The following is a 16873-nucleotide window of genomic DNA, read 5'->3' as shown; positions in this document are numbered from 1 at the left end:
CACATCCTCAGCCTGCCGTCGGTGTCACCGCGAAGAAACGCTGCGCCTCCCGAACAGCATCCGCCAACGCCGTGACCTCGTCGAGCTCGTTGTACAGGAAGAAGCTCGCCCGGATCGTCGCCGGAACTCCCATCCTCCGGTGCAACGGCCACGCGCAGTGATGTCCGACTCTCACTTCGACGCCCCGGTCGTCCATCACCTGACTCGCGTCGTGCGGATGTATCCCGTCGATCACGAAGGAGACGGCCCCGCCGCGGTCCTCGGTGTCCGTGGGACCGATGATGCGCACTCCGTCGACAGCCGACAACTCGCGCAGCGCACGCTCGACCAGCTGGTGCTCGTGCTTGGCGACCCGTTCCATGCCGACCACCGACAGGTAGTCCACCGCCGCGCCGAGCCCGACCACCTGGGAGGTCATCGGGACTCCCGCTTCGAACCGCTGCGGCGGCTCGGCGAAGGTCGAACGGTCGATGTGGACCAGTTCGATCATCGAACCGCCGGTCAGAAACGGCGGCATCGCCCTGAGCAGCTCGTGCCTGCCGTAGAGCACCCCGATCCCGGAGGGGCCGAGCATCTTGTGCCCGGAGAACACGGCGAAGTCGACTCCGAGGGCCCCGAAGTCGACGGGCCCGTGCGGAACCGACTGGCACGCGTCGAGCACGACCAGCGCGCCGACCTCGTGCGCGCGCCGCACGATCGAGTCGAGCGGGTTGACGGTTCCGAGCACGTTCGACTGCTGGGTGACCGCGACCACCTTGGTCCGCTCGTGCACCAGGGTGTCCAGCTCCGAGAGGTCGAGCCGTCCCTCGTCGGTCACCCCGAACCAGCGCAGCGTGGCGCCGGTCCGCTCGCACAGCTGCTGCCACGGGACGAGGTTGGCGTGGTGCTCCATCTCGCTGACCACGATCTCGTCCCCCGGGGCGAGGCGGAAACGCTCCGCCTCGGGACCGGAGGTGGCCGCGTTGCTCATGGCGTAAGCGACGAGGTTGACGCCCTCGGTCGCGTTCTTGGTGAACACGATCTCGTTCGTGTTCACCCCGACGAACCGGGCGACCTTGGCACGCGCGCCCTCGTAGGCGTCCGTGGCCTCCTCCGCGAGCTGGTGCGCGCCACGGTGCACCGCCGCGTTGGAGTTCTCCAGGAAAGAGCGCTCCGCGTCGAGCACCTGACGGGGGCGCTGGGAGGTCGCCCCGGAGTCCAGGTAAACCAGATCGCGCCCGTCCCGGACCGTCCGCTGGAGAATCGGGAAGTCGGCACGGATCGCGGCGACGTCCAACGGCGCCGACGTGGTGCTCCCACCTGTCTGCTCGGTGTCCTGCCCCCGGACACCGGGAGGCTCAACGGTCATGACTGGACGGTTGCCTCCTTCTTGTTCGCGAAACGGACGTAGCCCGACTCCTCCAGCTCGTCGGCCAGCTCCGGACCACCGGACTCGACGACCTGGCCACCGACGAAAACGTGCACGTAGTCGGGCTTGATGTGCTTGAGGATCCGGGTGTAGTGGGTGATCAGCAGCACACCCTTGTCCCCGCTCTCCCGGTAGCGGTTGATCCCGTCGGAAACCACGCGCAGCGCGTCGACGTCCAGACCGGAGTCGGTCTCGTCCAGGATCGCGAACTTCGGGTCGAGCAGGTCGAGCTGCAGGATCTCGTGGCGCTTCTTCTCACCGCCGGAGAAGCCCTCGTTGACGCTGCGCTCGGAGAACGACTCGTCGATCTCCAGGTTGCCCATCGCCTGCTTGACTTCCTTGACCCAGTGACGGATCTGCGGCGCCTCACCCCGCGTGGCCGTGGCGGCACTGCGCAGGAAGTTCGACATGGACACGCCCGGAACCTCGACCGGGTACTGCATGGCGAGGAACAGGCCGGCGCGAGCGCGCTCGTCCACGCTCATCTCCAGCACCTCCTCACCGTCGAGCAGCACCGAGCCCGAGGTGACGTTGTACTTGGGGTGCCCGGCGATCGCATAGGCCAGCGTCGACTTGCCGGAACCGTTGGGGCCCATGAACGCGTGGGTCTCGCCGGAACTCACGGTGAGGTTCACACCGGTCAGGATCTCCTTGGATCCCTCCTCGGTCTCGACCTCGGCGTGCAGGTCCTTGATTTCCAGGGTGGCCATCGTGTTCGTTCTTCTCCCGGTGTTGGCGCGAAAAGCTGTTGTCTGACGCCGCGGCAGCGGCGGTGGGCGGGGCCGAAACGCCGGAGCGCTTCGGCCGTGGCCGGTTAAACTCCGACCGCCGCCAGTTCCTCGTCGATCGCGGCCTCCAGCCGCTCGCGGACCTCGTCGATCGTGATCTTCTGCAGGATCTCGCCGAAGAAGCCGCGCACGACCAGCCGACGTGCCTGGTCGTAGGGGATGCCCCTCGCCTGCAGGTAGAAGAGCTGCTCGTCGTCGAAACGCCCGATCGCGCTGGCGTGACCGGCCCCGGCGATCTCTCCGGTCTCGATCTCCAGGTTCGGCACCGAATCGGCGCGAGCCCCCTCGGTGAGCACGAGGTTGCGGTTGAGCTCGAAGGTGTCCGTGCCCTCGGCCGCTGCCTGGATCAACACGTCGCCGATCCAGACCGACCTGGCCGAATCGCCCTGCAGCGCCCCCTTGTAGGTGACGTTGCTGCGGCAGTTCGGCTGGGCGTGGTCCATCAGCAGCCGGTGCTCCTGGTGCTGGCCGCCGTCGGTGAAGTACACCCCGAGGATCTCGGCGTCACCGCCGCGGTCGGCGAAGGTCACCTTGGTGTTGACCCGCACGAGGTCCCCGCCGAGAGTGACGGCGAAGTGGCGGAACACCGCGTCCTTGCCGAGGTGGGCGTGCTCGGAGGAGACCTGGGTGGCGTCCCCCTCGAAGTCGTGGATGGTGATCACCGACAACCGCGCGGATTCCTCGGCGATCATCTCGACGTTGTCACCGATCACGCCGGAACCGCGGTAGTCCAGCACCACGGTGGCCTCGGACATGGGCTCGGCCCGCACCTGCAGGTGCCCGTAGGCGGTGCTGTCCCGCCCCGGTCCGTGCACGGTGACCGTGACCGGGTCGGCGGCCCGGGTCTCCTTCGGGATGGTCACCACGGTGGCCTCGGTGAACGAGTTCCACGACTGCGCGGCGACCCTGTCCGCGGGCGCGCCACCCGTGCCGAGGCGCTCGTCGTCCCGGCCGACGGTCTCGACCTTGGCGGCCGAGCTCCCGTCCACTTCGACGCGCAACGAACCGGTGGCCGAGGCGGACCCGTCGTGCAGTCCGCGCAGCCGCTTCATCGGGGTGAAGCGCCAGTCCTCCTCACGACCGCCGGGAACCTCGAAGGCCTCCACGTCGTAGGAGGTGAAGCGGTGACCGCGGGAACTCCGCGGCGGAGCCGCGGAGTTCCGCTGGCCACCGGCCTGCTCGTCGAGGCCATCACGGCCGGACGTTTCGAGAGTCGACTCCGTCATCAGCCGACGGCCCCTTCCATTTGCAGCTCGATCAGACGGTTGAGTTCCAGTGCGTATTCCATGGGCAGCTCGCGAGCGATCGGCTCGACGAAACCACGCACCACCATCGCCATGGCCTCGTCCTCGGTCAGACCACGCTGCATGAGGTAGAACAGCTGGTCGTCACTGACCTTGGAGACGGTGGCCTCGTGGCCCATCGTCACGTCGTCGACGCGCACGTCCACATAGGGGTATGTGTCCGACTGGCTGATGTTGTCCACCAGCAACGCGTCGCACTTGACGTTGGACGCGGAGTGGTTGGCGCGCTTGGCGACCTTGACCAGACCGCGGTAGGAGGTGCGCCCACCACCTCGGGCGATCGACTTGGACACGATCGACGAGGAGGTGTGCGGAGCCATGTGCTCCATCTTCGCGCCGGCGTCCTGGTGCTGGTTCTCACCGGCGAACGCCACCGAGAGGACCTCGCCCTTGGCGTGCTCGCCCATCAGGAAGACCGACGGGTACTTCATGGTCACCTTGGAGCCGAGGTTGCCGTCGACCCACTCCATGGTGGCGCCCTCTTCGGCCTTGGCACGCTTGGTGACCAGGTTGTAAACGTTGTTCGACCAGTTCTGGATGGTCGTGTAGCGGCAACGGGCGTTGCGCTTGACGACGATCTCCACCACGGCCGAGTGCAGCGAGTCGGTCGAGTAGATCGGCGCGGTGCAGCCCTCGACGTAGTGGACGTAGGCACCCTCGTCGACCACGATCAGCGTCCGCTCGAACTGGCCCATGTTCTCGGTGTTGATCCGGAAGTAGGCCTGCAGCGGGATGTCCACGTGGACACCCTTCGGCACGTAGATGAACGAGCCACCGGACCACACGGCGGTGTTCAGCGCGGAGAACTTGTTGTCCCCCGCCGGGATCACCGAGCCGAAGTACTCCTCGAAGATCTCGGGGTGCTCACGCAGCGCCGTGTCGGTGTCCAGGAACTTGACACCTTTTTCCTCGAGGTCCTCACGGATCTTGTGGTAGACCACCTCGGACTCGTACTGCGCGGCGACACCGGCCACCAGACGCTGTTTCTCCGCCTCGGGGATTCCCAGCTTGTCGTAGGTGTTCTTGATGTCCTCGGGCAGGTCGTCCCAGGTCTGGGCCTGTTCCTCCGTGGAACGGACGAAGTACTTGATCTTGTCGAAGTCGATCTCCGACAGGTCCGCGCCCCAGTTGGGCGTGGGCTTGCGCTCGAACAGGCCGAGCGCCTTCAGCCGAGCCTGCAACATCCAGTCGGGCTCGTCCTTCTTGGCGGAGATCTCCCGGACGACGTCCTCGTTCAGGCCACGCTGCGCGTTCGCGCCGGCGACGTCGGGATCGGCCCAGCCGTACTCGTAGTTGCCGAGCGTGGCGAGGGTCTCCTCCTGGGACATTGGTTCGGAACTGGGCACCGTGGTGGGTGTGCGCTGCTCCGCAGCGGCAGTCATACGGGCTCCCCTCCATCATGAGGAATCGGGGCGGTCTCCTGTTGCTTCGGTTCCCGCTCGGCGGTCCCCGGTTCAACAGCGTCGTGGTCGGTTTCCGAGCGTCCTTCCACCCGGCCCTCCGACCAAACGTGCGGGACGTGCGTGGTGCAGGCCGCGTCGCCGTTGGCGATCGTAGCCAGCCGTTGCACGTGGATACCGAGAACCTCGGCGAAGGCCTCGGTCTCGGCTTCACACAGCTGCGGGAAGTCCGCAGCCACGTGGGCCACCGGGCAGTGGTGCTGGCAAAGCTGCTCACCCGATCCGACGTCTCGTGTGGAGGCGGCGTACCCCTCCCGCGTCAACGCGTCGGCCAGCACCCGAGCACGTTCGGCAACGGTCTCGCCCGCTGCCAGAGCTTCCCGGTGGTGCTCGACGAGAGCAGCCATCCTCCGCTTGGCGAACGAACGCACCGCCTGCTCTCCGGACTGCTCGGCCAGAAACCTCAGAGCCGACGCAGCCAGGTCGTCATAGGCGTGGCCGAACCGTGCCCGACCCGATTCGGTCAGCAGGAACAGCTTAGCCGGACGTCCCCTCCCCCTGCGGCCTCGGCGGGTGGACTCCCTGATCCACGCCTCGCCGTCCGCGACGAGCGCGTCGAGGTGCCTGCGCACCGCCGTGGCGCTGATACCGAGGTGCTCGGCCACCGCGGCCGCGGTGACCGGCCCCTGTTCCAGCACCATCCTGGCGACCAGCTGCCGGGTCCGCCCGTCGCCGGCGTTCGGAGCCGACTGCCCCTGTTCGGCAGCCGGTTCCGCGGCGGCCCATCCGGCCGTCGCGCCCGGTGGGGAGGCTCCGACGTTTTTCACAACACTGATGTTACCTAATTATCCGGCTCCTGGCAGGAGGCAGGGTTGACCACATGACCTGACTCACACCTCCGGAGGTCCGGAAAGCGCCGTCCGGGGGAGTGCCCGCACCAGTGAGCCGGCAGCACGCCCCGGTCCGAGGACACGGGCGCGCCCGTGGACACCACCGCGGGAAGCCACTCGCTAGGCTCGGTCGACATGGCGGCAGGCGCAGCAACCGGCACGGGGGAGCACGGCGAGCACCCCCGCGAGCGGAAACGACTCGGAACGACGACGGAGCTTCCCCCCGAGAGCGGGGACGAAGCCCCGGCGCCGCTCGACGAGCGGGAACGCCGCCAGCTCGCGCTCACCCGACGCTTCGGGACCACCGGAGCGCTGATACTAGCCGTGGGTGCGATCGGCGCGGGAGCCGCGCCGGTGGACAACCCCGTCTCCGGGATGCGTCTGATCGGGCTGCCCGCCCGGATGCCCACGGTGGCCATGGCCTGCTCCTGGCTGGGCGTGCTGATGATCGTCGTCGCCTGGCTGTGGCTGGGCAAGCTGGCCACTCCCGGGCGGAGCAGAGTGCTGTCCCGCACCCAGCTGGGCCGCACCATCGTCATGTGGGGGCTCCCGCTGGCCGTGGCCCCTCCGCTGTTCAGCCGCGACATGTACGCCTACCTGGCGCAGAGCGCCGTCGCGGCCAGCGGGGCCGACCCCTACCAGGTCGGGCCCGACACCGCCCTGGGAGTGGACAACCCGCTCACCGCCAACGTGCCCAACATCTGGCGGGACACCCCGGCGCCCTACGGGCCGCTGTTCCTGATGCTCGGACGCGTCGTCGCCGTGCTGGTCGGCAACAACGTCGTCTTCGGCGTGCTGCTGTGGCGGATCGTCATGCTCGCCGCCCTGGCCCTGGCGATCTGGGCCATCCCCCACCTGGCTGCCCGCTGCGGTGTGCACCCCTCCTGCGCGTTGTGGCTCGGCGCGGCCAATCCGATCGTGCTGTTCCACGTCGTCAGCGGCATGCACAACGAAGCGCTGCTCATGGGGCTCATGCTCGCCGGGATCGAACTCGGGCTCAGGATGCGCGGGAACCTCGGGACCGTGGCCGCCGCCGTGGTCATAGTGATCGCGGGTGCCATCAAACCACCCGCGTTCATCGCGCTCGGATTCTTCGGGATCTACCTGGCCAGACGACGCGGCGGGAGGATCGTCGACCTGCTGCGGGTGGCCCTGCTGCTCACCGTGGTCTTCCTCGCCACGATGACCGTGATCACGATGACCAGCACCTGGGGACTCGGATGGCTGGAGACCTTCGACGTGCCCAACCGCATCAAGACCTGGCTCGCGCCGATGACGGCGCTCGGGATGTTCGGAGGCGGCGGGGTCGGCATGCTGCTCGGCATCGGCAACCACACCGACGCCATGCTGAGCATAACCAAGGTCGTCGGTTACGGACTGAGCGTGGCGGTCTGCCTGTGGCTGCTGTGGCGCTCGTTCCGCGGCAGGATGGAACCCCTCACCGGGCTCGGAATCACCCTGGGAGCGGTGGCGCTGTTCGGACCGGTGCTGCACCCCTGGTACCTGCTGTGGGCGCTGCCCCCGCTGGCCGCCTCCACCCACGACTCCCGGTTCCGGACGGCGATCACCGCCGTCAGCGCCGTGGTCGCGCTGCTGGTTCCCCCGACGGGAGCCGCCTACGTCCTGCGTGCCTACATGATCCCCTTCGCCGTGATCGCCGCGCTCGTCGCGTTCGCCCTGGTCCTGCTGTGCGTGCGCGGAAGGGTTCCACGCCTGTTGCCGACCCGGGGGGAACGCCTCCCGGCCGGGTCCTAGGCTGGGAGAGCGTGACCCCAGACGCCGACCACGCTGCCGTGCGAGTGCGCGGACTGACCAAGCGATTCGGCGAGAACCTCGCCGTGGCCGATATCGACCTGTCCATGGCCCACGGAGAGGTGCTGGCCCTGCTCGGCCCGAACGGAGCGGGGAAGACCACCACCGTGGAGACCTGCGAGGGCTTCCTGCGCCCCGACCACGGGCAGGTGCGGGTGCTCGGGCTCGATCCCGTCGCGCAGGGTCCACGGCTGCGGCCGCGCATCGGTGTGATGCCGCAGGGCGGCGGCGCCTACCCCGGGATCCGCGCCGAGGAGATGCTCCGCCTGGTCGCCTCCTGCTGTGCCGCACCGCTGGATCCGGCGTGGCTGCTGGAAACGCTCGGGCTGAACGAAGCGCGCTCCACCCCGTACAAGAGGCTCTCGGGCGGACAGCAGCAACGCCTGTCCCTGGCCTGCGCCCTGGTCGGCAGACCCGAACTCGTCTTCCTCGACGAGCCGACGGCGGGCATGGACGCGCACGCCCGCAACCTCGTGTGGGAACTGATATCGGCCCTGCGCTCCGACGGAGTCGGGGTGCTGCTGACCACGCACCTGATGGACGAGGCGGAGACCCTGGCCGACCGCGTGGTGATCGTGGACCACGGACGGGTGCTGGCCGACGGGACTCCGGCCGAGCTGACCGCGGGCGAGGAACGGCGTCGCGAGCTGCACTTCCGCTCCCGCCCCAAGCTGGACCTGGACCTGTTGCTCTCCGCCCTGCCCGAGGAGTGCGCGGCCTGGGAAACCCGCCCGGGCCAGTACCTGGTGCGCGGCGAGATCGACCCGCAAACGGTCTCGACCGTCGCCTCCTGGTGCGCGCAGCACGGCGCGCTCGCCGACGAGTTGCGGCTGGGACGTCGCAGCCTGGAAGACGTCTTCCTCGACCTCACCGGACGGGAGTTGCGCGCGTGACACGAGAAGACCTCGGCGACCAGGAGGACACCCTGGGAACGGAGCTCCGCGCGAGGAGGGACTCCCCGAGCTTCGCCCCGGGGACGTTCCACCCCGCCCCCGGAAGGGCGAGCCCCCTGCGGATGCTCGTCGCGCAGACGCGGACGGAGACGCTGCTCACACTGCGGCACCCGGAACAGACGCTGCTCACACTGCTCATCCCGCTGGTGCTGCTGATCGGCCTCAGCGAGCTGGACATGGGGATCGTGGCCCAGCCGCGGGTCGACTCCGTGGCCCCGCGCATCCTGGCGCTGGCCGTCATGTCCACCGCCTTCACCGGCCAGGCCATAGCCCTCGGCTTCGACCGGCGCTACGGGGTCATCAAACGCCTCACCGCCACCGCCCTGCCGAGATGGGTGCTGATCGCGGGACGCGTGCTCGCCGCGCTGCTCGTGGTCGCGTTGCAGACACTCGTGCTGTCCGGCACTGCGGTGGCCCTCGGCTGGCTCCCCTCGATCACGGGCGCGCTGCTGGCCGTGCCCGTCCTCGTGCTCGGGACGCTGGCCTTCGGCGCCGGAGGCGTGCTGATCGGAGGGGCCCTGCGGGCCGAGATCGTGCTCGCCGTCGCCAACACCGTCTGGTTCCTGCTGCTGCTGGCGGGGGGACTGGCCGTGCCGGCCCGGCACCTCCCGGCGGCGTTGACCGTCGTCGCCGACTACCTCCCCTCGGGAGCGCTGGCCGAGGCCCTCAGCGCCTGCTTCGCCGAAGGCGGAGGTCCTCCGCTCCGCTCGTTGCTCGTCCTGCTCGGCTGGGGACTGGCCGCGGGCGCGCTCGCGGTCCGCACCACCAGGACGAGCTGAGGGACTCGCGTGACGAGCGACACCCGCCGGCGGCGGGGCCCGGGCCGGCCTGCTGCGGCGGGGCCCGCGTGCGGCTCCGGCGGGACGGGTACCGCGACGAGACGTGTCCTTCTCCACGGAGACGATCTAGAGTGCGCCCATGCAGACTCGGATCTCCAGGGAAGCCAAGCAGGCCCTCGAAGCCCCGCACTCGATGATCTACTTCGCCCCCGAGGCGGAGCGGGAGACGACCGCCCTCGGACTCGAACCGGGCGCCATGTCGTACTTCGCGGCGCGCGCCGCCCCGCTGGGCCCGGTCGGCCCCGGTGTGGTGAGCGCGACCTTCTACAACTTCAACCCCGAACTGGTCGCCACGTGCGTCCCGAAGGCGTGGTCGATCGCCGACCCGGTGGAGATCGTCGCGGCACGCTTCCGCGCCGCATCGGCCGCGCTGGAGCGGATGCTCGGCTCGGAGACGCTGGAGTCGGAGACCGTCCGCGAGGCTGCCGAGCTGGCCGCCAGGGCCACCGAGGGGTGCTCACCCGCGGGCAAACCGCTGTTCGCCGCGCACGCGGACCTGTCCTGGCCCGAACGGCCCCACCTGCGGCTCTGGCACGCGCTGACCCTGCTGCGTGAGTTCCGGGGCGACGCGCACATCGCCGCGCTGCAGCAGGCGGGGATCGGCCCGCTGGAGGCACTGGTGCTGCAGAACGCGACGGGCAGGGGGATGAACGCCGCCACGCTGCGCCGGACCCGGCACTGGTCCGAGCAGGACTGGGAGACCACCCGCCGGGAACTGACCGAACGAGGGCTGTTCGACGATTCGGGCGAGCTCTCCGCCGAGGGGGAGGATCTCCTGGAACGGGTCGAGGAGGCCACCGACGAGGCCGCGCTCCCGCCGTGGCGGCACCTCGGTTCCACGGAAGCGGCTCGCCTGTTCGAACACGGCTCCGCGCTGAGCAAGCAGGTCGTCAAGGCGGGCGCCTTCCCCAAGGAGGCCTTCATCCAGTGACGTTCGACGGCTCTCGCTGCGTAGGTGGTTGCTTGGCCGGCACGCGAGTCGGCGCCTTGCTGTGTTGGGCCGCTCTTGGGTGGCCACCTGCGCGGCGAGCGGCCCGGCCTCGCAGTGCACCCGACTCACGCACCGGAGCTTCTCCTCCTGCGCGGGCTGAAGCGTCTGCGCTGACCGAGGCATTCCGCTGGAAGTGCGCCGATCTCCCCCTTCGGCGCGGCCAGCACCGAAAACCCAGACAGCCCCGTCCAAGAGAATCACTCCAACGCGGGTGCTCTGAGCCCGAGTCACCGGCACCGCCGCGGGTTCCCAGCCGAGCGCCCGGCGAGGACGGCCCCGACGTTGTGCAGGCCGCTGTCCGATGTCGAGGATCCCGCAGCCGGGCGCCGACTGAGGTTCCGCCACCCGCACCGCCAAGCAAAAAGACCCGCCGACCAGTACTCAGGTGACGCACGGCACGATCCGCGGCCCCGCCCTCGCCCGCCCCGCGCGTGTGCCTACCATCGTCCTCGTGCCGACACTCTCGCTGCCCGAGCGGATCTCCCGACCGTCTCCCCGACTCGTCCTGGGTTCGGCGATAGCGGTGCTGGTGACCCAGTGCCTGATCGCGGTCACCGGTGCCACCGTCCGGGTCACCGGCTCCGGGCTGGGGTGCCCCACCTGGCCGCAGTGCTTCCCGGGAAGCATGGTCCCGGTCTCGCACGCCGACATCGAGCCGCTGCACCAGGCCGTCGAGTTCGGCAACCGGCTGCTCACGTGGGTGGTCGCCGCGGCCGCGCTGATCTGCGTGCTGCTGTCCTGGCGCGTGCGGCCCGTGCGGCCGCGGCTGCGGCTGCTGGCCGCGGTGGTGCTGCTCGGCGTACCGGTGCAGGCGGTGATAGGCGGTATGACCGTGCTGCTCGACCTGCGCTGGTGGAGCGTGTCGCTGCACTTCATGGCCTCGGCGGTGCTGATCTGGCTGGCCGGGCTGCTGGTCAGGGCCGCGCGTGAGGGCGACGATCCCGCGTACCCCGTGGTCCCGGCGGGCATGCGCAGGCTGCTGGTCGCGTTGACCGTGGTCGCCGCCGCGATGGTGTTCGCCGGAACGCTGGTGACCGCGGCCGGACCGCACGCGGGCGATCCGGCCACTCCGCGGCTGCCGCTGTCCATCCCGCTGCTGACCCAGACGCACGGGCTGCTCGTGATGGCCTACCTGTGCCTGCTGGCGGTTTTCGGCGTGTGGCTGCGCAACGCCTCTCCCACGCGGGGACTGCTGCGGGCCTACGCCGCTTCCTGCCTGGTCGTGCTGGCCCAGGGGATCGTCGGGTCGGTGCAGTACGCGATCGGCGTTCCCGAGGGGCTGGTCGTGCTGCACGTGGCCGGGGCGACACTGGTGATCGCCACGGTCTCGCTGCTGTGGGGCGAGTCCCGCTACCGGGGCGAGCCGGTCGGGCCGGAACGCGCGTTCACCGAACGCGGGACGGGTGTCTCGGAGACCGTGAGCGGCTGAACCGCTCAGCTCCTGCGCCGGGAGTCGCGTTCCCAGCGTCGCCACAGTTCGGGGATCTCCTCCGACAGCCACTGGTAGAACTCGTGCACGGTCCGCAGCCTGCGGGCCCGCTCGCCCTGGCCGCTGAACATGCGCAGCCCGGACTCGAGCAGCCCCTCCAGCTCGACCATGCGGTGCATGCGCGCGCTGACCAGCTCGGGCCAGCGCTCCTCCTCGACCCGGTACAGCGCCGCCTCGCGGCCCTGCCGCGTCGTCTTGGAGATGATGCCCATGCGCAGCAGAAAGCGCACGTTGGTGCTCACCGATCCGGTGCTGGCGCTGAGCGCGTGGGACAGCTCGGCCGCGGTGCGTTCCGGCGGGTCGCAGATCAGCAGGAAGGCGAGGATGCGCCCCGCGATCAGCGGCATCCCCTCGGTCGCCTCGAAGTGCGCCGCCATCTGCTCGATCCACTCCGACATGGCGGGCCGGTCGGTGCGCTGGGTGTACTCGGCCACTGCTGTGCTCGCCTCCGGTGCCGGACCACGGCAGCACCGTGATCGGTTTCGCTCAACACTGAAACAATAGGCTTAACCGACGTACGAGGGCAAGTCGACCGGCTCGATGCGCGGGACCGAAAGTGCTCGAGCGCCGGTTACGTGACGAGGACGAAGCCGCTACTGTGCGAGATCGGCGCGGTGGCACCGTGCCACGGAAATCGGCAACCGCGGTGTTCGGGAGCAGCAGCGCATGGACGACGACATCCCCACCCCCACCGAACGAGGGCAGCATCAGCACGCCGCGTTGGAAGCGCTGGTCGAGGTGGCCCGCCGAGGCCGCCAAGGCGGGCTGACGCCGCTGGACTGGACGGTCAGCACCACCGGCGCGCGGCTGCTGGGCCAGGTGCCGCCCTGGAGCGAGCAACGCGCCGACGTGCTGCACCAGTGGGCCGCGCTGCTGGAGGCCCAGCTGCTGCCCGAGGACGGCACCGGCAACCGGTTGGCAGCGGTCGCACGCGTTTCCGGCCCCTCCCGGCCCGTCACCATCACCTTGACGGCCACCGTCGACGAGATCGCCGCCACCCTCGCCCCGTGGTGAGCGGCACGGCAGCGACCGGACTGCGCGGCGGGTCCTCCCGCGGTGCCGTCGCGGGGACGCTCCCGACGTCGGGCACCCGCTCACGGGACCGCGAGAGCTCCACTCGACGAGCACCCACGAGAACCGAACCGACGAAGTACGACCGGGAGCCGTGTTGAACAGCGGGATGTTGCGGCGCAGAGCCTCCGACGACTCGATGATCGAGTACGTGAATCCGTCGCCGACCCGCCTGGCGGGGGTGCTGGGCCTGCCCACTCTGGGTTTCTTTCGCCGCGAGCGTGGTAGCGGCGTGGCGCCGCGCGGGAGCCGTTTCGCTGCCACCGACCGTGAAGCGGGCAGGCGCGATCACCGCGGTGGCGGGCGGGGGGCTCACCGCGGCGGGAATGAGCCGGTTCACCCCGAAGCAGGTCGCCGGTGCCGAGCTCGACCGGCTCGTCGACTCCGGCGTCTACCGGGTGACCCGCAACCCCCAGTACACGGGATACACGCTGTCGCTGGCCGGACTCGCGGTCGCGCGCGGATCCGGCGTAGCGGCCCTGCTCGGGGCAGGCGTGGTGGCGTGCTTCCGCTACTGGATCTCCCTGGAGGAGTCCTACCTCGACGACAAGCTCGGCGAGACCTACCGGGAGTACCGGCGCCGCACGCACCGCTGGCTCGGCCCGCCGAAGTGAGCCGGGCACTCCGGCCGGAGCGATCCACTTCCGGGTCCACCCCGGCCGGAACCGGAGCGCGGGCTCACTCGGCGCGGCGCGCGAGCTCGGAACGCACGGCCGAGGCGAACCGCAACGGCGCGGCCCGGTCGGCGAGGGAGAACCCGAGCCGGGGCTCGGTGAGCTCCAGCTCGAGCAGCATGGGCGCACCGTCCTCGCCGCGCACCAGGTCCACCCGGGCGTAGAGCAGCTCGTGGCGGGTGATCCCGAGCAGCGCGCTCGTGGCGTCGAGCACGTCCTCGGCGGCCCGGCGCAGTTCCGGTGCGGGCTCGGTGGCGAAGGGCCCCTTCTCGATTCCGAGCTCTCCGGAGTCCCCCGCGGGGTCCAGCAGCGGGCCCTTGACGAAGCCGTGCGAGTACACCCCGCCGAAGAAGACGACGGCGGTCTCCCCCTCGCGGTCGACGGCGGGCTGGTAGGGCTGCACGAGCGCGGCCACACCCTCCTCGTGCAGCGCGTTCAGGTGCCGCACGGCCTCCGCGCGCTGCTCCGGGAGGAAGCGCACCGCTCCCCTGGAGCCCGCGCCCACGCTCGGCTTGACGACGAACTCCCGGTCGGGCCAGTTCACGGACTCCGCCGTCCCGCAGGCCGCGGTCCCGGCCGGTTCGCCCGGATCGACCACCTCGGTCGGGGTCACCGGCAGTCCGGCGGAGATAAGCTCACCCAGGTAGCGCTTGTCGGTGTTCCACCGCACCACCGAGGCGGGATTCGCCAGCGCGGGAACGGACTCGCACCACTTCAGGAACTCGTCCCTGCGGTTCGTGTAGTCCCAGGTGGTGCGCAGCACCACCAGACCGGCCTCGGCCCAGGGGCGCGACTCGTCCCACACCGCCCATCCGGCGTGCAGGCCGAGTTCGGCCAGCGCCTCCGGCAGCAGCGCCTCGTCCACGCCGGTCTCGGGCCGGTCGGCGGAGGTCGCCAGCAGCACTTCGCGGTTCGGAACGTCGACCGGACCGCTCATCGCGCGCGGGGCCCCGCCATGCGCCTGCGGTGGCCGGGGCCTATGGTCAACGCCGCAGCGGTGTCGGCGTCCCACTCGCTGCTGTCCAGCCCCTCGACCTGCTCCACCACCGACTCGCCGGTGGCCGGATCGGGCACCATGACGTCACCCAGCGCGCCGTCCGCGCCGATCAGCACGATCCGGGCCCCACCCCGTCCGAGGTTCTCGACCACGGCCCGCGCCGATCCACCGTGCCCGGAGACGAAACGCGTCGCCGCCTCCACCGCACGCCGGGGTGCCTGCTGTTCGGTCTCGCTGTTCTGCTGCGTCGCCACGTCGCCGATCCTAGGACGTGCGGTTCGGGATTGACGCGAACACGTGGTCCACGCCTCCCGGTGTATCGATACCGTCCGAGCACGCCCACCCTCCGCGGGGAGCGGAACGTGGCATGATCGGCGGTCACGAACGTCCGTCCACTCGCACGTCACAGGCTGCTCGACCAGGAGGTTTTCCAATGCGCGCTGTCCGGATCGCGGAACACGGAGGTCCCGAGGTCCTGCGCACCACCGAGGTCGCCGACCCCGGGACGGGACCGGACGACCTGCTGGTGGACACGACCGCCTGCGGTGTGAACTTCATCGACACCTACCAGCGCAGCGGCAAGTACTCGGTCTCGCTGCCCCACGTGCCCGGTTCCGAGGGCGCGGGCACCGTGTCCGCCGTGGGGTCCGGGGTCACGGGGTTCGCGGTGGGCGACCGGGTGGCCTGGGCGATGGCTCCCGGAAGCTACGCGGAGCGCGTCGCGGTCCCGGCGGACAAGGCCGTGAAACTGCCCAGCACCCTGGGGAGCCGCACGGCCGCCGCGGCCATGCTGCAGGGGCTGACGGCGCACTACCTGATCTCCTCCACGCACGTGGTCGGCCCGGGAACCGTCGCGCTGGTGCACGCCGCCGCCGGAGGCATGGGGCTGCTGCTGACCCAGTGGATCACGCGGCGCGGCGGCACCGTGATCGGAACGGTCTCCACCCCGGAGAAGGAACGTCTCGCGCGGGATGCCGGGGCGAGCGAGGTCATCCGCTACACCGAGCGGGACGTGACCGAGGGGGTGCGGGCGGCCACCGACGGCCGGGGCGTGCACGTGGTCTACGACGGGGTCGGCAAGGACACTTTCGAGGCGAGCCTTTCCTGCCTGCGTCCCAGGGGGACGCTGGCGCTGTTCGGTGCCGCGAGCGGACCGGTTCCCCCCTTCGACCCCCAGCGGCTCAACTCCGCGGGATCGCTGTTCCTCACCCGCCCCACGCTGGCGCACCACGTGCTCGACCGGGCCGAACTGGACTGGCGGACCGGCGAGCTGTTCGACGTGGTCTCGCGCGGTGAGCTCACCATCCGGATCGGCGGCGACTACGAGCTGGGCGAGGCGCCCCGCGCCCACGAGGACCTGGAGGGCAGGCGCACCACGGACAAGCTGCTGCTGAAGCCTTGACCCCTCCCTCCACCGGGAGGAACGCCGCACCGCGGTGTCCGCGTCACCGGCGCTCGTCGCCGGTGTTCACCGGGCGACCGCGGGGACGGTGATCACGTCCCTGGCCAGCGGGGCCACGGCGAACAGGGTCTCGGAGAGCACGGTCTCCGGGACCGCGCTCTCCCGCAGCGCGTCGGCCAGGTAGCCGATGACCAGGCCGTACTCGTCGTAGTGGATTCCGGGGTCGGGCGTGCCCGCCCCCTCCTGCCCGACGGGAGCGGGCTCGCCGCGCAGCACCCCGGCGAACAGCCGCGTCTGGTGCTCCCGCAGCAGGTGGATGTTCGTGCCGTGGAAGTAGCCGGCCAGCCTCGGTTCGGACAGTGCCTTCTCGTAGAACCGGGTGACGACATCGCTCACGACGCTTTCGCCGCCCATCTGTTCGAGGACCGTGCGCATCGCTTCCTCCCGAGGTCGAATCGACGATCACCACCCAGTGAACCTCATTCACTTTTCGGGCGTGTAATTACCGCGTGAACAGCCGGCGTAGAGCTCGCCCGCGCGGCCGCGACGTGCGGGCACCGCGGTGGCCGGAACCGGAACACGGCGGAAGTCCTCCGTCCAGCGCGACGGGGAGCACGTGGACCCGCCCGGCGGTGAACGGCCCGTCGAATTCACCACACCCGAAAAATCCCCCGCACCCGATTTCGCCCCCGTACCATGATTCCCGGGGCCGCCGCCGAGGGGTCGAAGTTTTTCCCGCCGGGGGAGCGGGCCCGCGAAATGGTGCCGAATACGACGGAGCACAACGACGATCACCCGGCCCGCGCGCGGCGCTGTGTATGATCGCGGAGTCAGTTTCGGCGCAGCGATCTCGAT

Annotated in this window: 17 protein-coding genes; 8 read left to right on the top strand and 9 right to left on the bottom strand. The window is 70.2% G+C overall.

Going from position 1 to position 16873, the window contains the following annotated elements; translation table 11 throughout:
* Positions 1–7 precede the first annotated feature (7 nt).
* The 5 genes from FHR84_RS01745 to FHR84_RS01725 form a co-directional block, all read right to left on the bottom strand.
* Positions 8–1348, bottom strand: a complete 1341-nt coding sequence (locus FHR84_RS01745) for a cysteine desulfurase (protein ID WP_179533646.1) — start codon at positions 1346–1348, stop codon at positions 8–10.
* Positions 1345–2118: a Fe-S cluster assembly ATPase SufC gene (sufC, locus tag FHR84_RS01740; protein ID WP_092520576.1), complete on the bottom strand. Its 774-nt coding sequence runs from the start codon at positions 2116–2118 to the stop codon at positions 1345–1347. Before sufC ends, FHR84_RS01745 begins: the two co-directional genes overlap by 4 nt.
* 104 nt (positions 2119–2222) lie before the next feature.
* Positions 2223–3422: a Fe-S cluster assembly protein SufD gene (sufD, locus tag FHR84_RS01735; RefSeq protein WP_179533645.1), complete on the bottom strand. Its 1200-nt coding sequence runs from the start codon at positions 3420–3422 to the stop codon at positions 2223–2225.
* Positions 3422–4828: a Fe-S cluster assembly protein SufB gene (sufB, locus tag FHR84_RS01730; protein ID WP_179534367.1), complete on the bottom strand. Its 1407-nt coding sequence runs from the start codon at positions 4826–4828 to the stop codon at positions 3422–3424. The genes sufD and sufB overlap by 1 nt, the downstream gene beginning before the upstream one ends.
* 50 nt (positions 4829–4878) lie before the next feature.
* Entirely contained in the window at positions 4879–5727 is an 849-nt protein-coding gene (locus FHR84_RS01725; protein ID WP_179533644.1) for a helix-turn-helix transcriptional regulator, read from the bottom strand.
* A 198-nt stretch (positions 5728–5925) separates the two neighbouring features.
* Here FHR84_RS01725 and mptB point away from each other — a divergent pair, with 198 nt between their 5' ends.
* The 5 genes from mptB to FHR84_RS01700 all read left to right on the top strand — a co-directional run bounded on the left by mptB (position 5926) and on the right by FHR84_RS01700 (position 11814).
* Complete coding sequence (gene mptB / locus FHR84_RS01720; RefSeq protein ID WP_179533643.1) at positions 5926–7545, top strand: polyprenol phosphomannose-dependent alpha 1,6 mannosyltransferase MptB; 1620 nt, start codon at positions 5926–5928, stop codon at positions 7543–7545.
* An 11-nt stretch (positions 7546–7556) separates the two neighbouring features.
* On the top strand, positions 7557–8495 hold the full coding sequence (locus FHR84_RS01715) for an ATP-binding cassette domain-containing protein (RefSeq protein ID WP_179533642.1): 939 nt from the start codon (positions 7557–7559) through the stop codon (positions 8493–8495).
* Positions 8496–8617: 122 nt separating this feature from the next.
* Positions 8618–9334 (top strand): ABC transporter permease, encoded by a 717-nt coding sequence (locus tag FHR84_RS01710; RefSeq protein ID WP_218862127.1) that lies wholly within the window; start codon positions 8618–8620, stop codon positions 9332–9334.
* Between the two features lie 139 nt (positions 9335–9473).
* On the top strand, positions 9474–10325 hold the full coding sequence (locus FHR84_RS01705) for an SCO6745 family protein (protein ID WP_179533641.1): 852 nt from the start codon (positions 9474–9476) through the stop codon (positions 10323–10325).
* Between the two features lie 511 nt (positions 10326–10836).
* A complete protein-coding gene (locus FHR84_RS01700) occupies positions 10837–11814 on the top strand; it encodes a COX15/CtaA family protein (RefSeq protein ID WP_179533640.1) in 978 nt (325 codons plus the stop codon).
* Between the two features lie 5 nt (positions 11815–11819).
* Here the strand turns inward: FHR84_RS01700 and FHR84_RS01695 are convergent, their stop codons facing one another.
* Complete coding sequence (locus FHR84_RS01695; protein ID WP_017975906.1) at positions 11820–12308, bottom strand: GbsR/MarR family transcriptional regulator; 489 nt, start codon at positions 12306–12308, stop codon at positions 11820–11822.
* 232 nt (positions 12309–12540) lie between these two features.
* Between FHR84_RS01695 and FHR84_RS01690 the strand changes: the two genes are divergently transcribed.
* Both FHR84_RS01690 and FHR84_RS01685 read left to right on the top strand, forming a co-directional pair.
* Entirely contained in the window at positions 12541–12888 is a 348-nt protein-coding gene (locus FHR84_RS01690) for a hypothetical protein (protein WP_179533639.1), read from the top strand.
* A gap of 326 nt (positions 12889–13214) precedes the next feature.
* Entirely contained in the window at positions 13215–13559 is a 345-nt protein-coding gene (locus FHR84_RS01685) for a methyltransferase (protein ID WP_179533638.1), read from the top strand.
* Positions 13560–13623: 64 nt separating this feature from the next.
* On the opposite strand, the gene FHR84_RS01680 is transcribed toward FHR84_RS01685, so the two are convergent.
* Both FHR84_RS01680 and FHR84_RS01675 read right to left on the bottom strand, forming a co-directional pair.
* Positions 13624–14556, bottom strand: coding sequence for an ATP-grasp domain-containing protein (locus FHR84_RS01680; RefSeq protein WP_179533637.1), 933 nt, complete (start codon positions 14554–14556; stop codon positions 13624–13626).
* Positions 14553–14870, bottom strand: coding sequence for a hypothetical protein (locus FHR84_RS01675; RefSeq protein WP_179533636.1), 318 nt, complete (start codon positions 14868–14870; stop codon positions 14553–14555). The genes FHR84_RS01680 and FHR84_RS01675 overlap by 4 nt, the downstream gene beginning before the upstream one ends.
* Positions 14871–15049: 179 nt before the next feature.
* Between FHR84_RS01675 and FHR84_RS01670 the strand changes: the two genes are divergently transcribed.
* The gene (locus FHR84_RS01670; protein ID WP_179533635.1) at positions 15050–16018 is read left to right on the top strand and encodes a quinone oxidoreductase family protein; all 969 of its coding nucleotides are present in this window, start codon (positions 15050–15052) and stop codon (positions 16016–16018) included.
* 66 nt (positions 16019–16084) lie between these two features.
* Here the strand turns inward: FHR84_RS01670 and FHR84_RS01665 are convergent, their stop codons facing one another.
* Positions 16085–16453, bottom strand: a complete 369-nt coding sequence (locus FHR84_RS01665) for a globin domain-containing protein (RefSeq protein WP_179533634.1) — start codon at positions 16451–16453, stop codon at positions 16085–16087.
* Positions 16454–16873: the final 420 nt, after the last annotated feature.

Source organism: Actinopolyspora biskrensis, from assembly GCF_013408175.1.
GTDB classification, from domain to species: domain Bacteria; phylum Actinomycetota; class Actinomycetes; order Mycobacteriales; family Pseudonocardiaceae; genus Actinopolyspora; species Actinopolyspora biskrensis.
The sequence above is the reverse complement of the archived record's forward strand: the minus strand, read 5'-3'. Positions and strand labels throughout refer to the sequence as shown.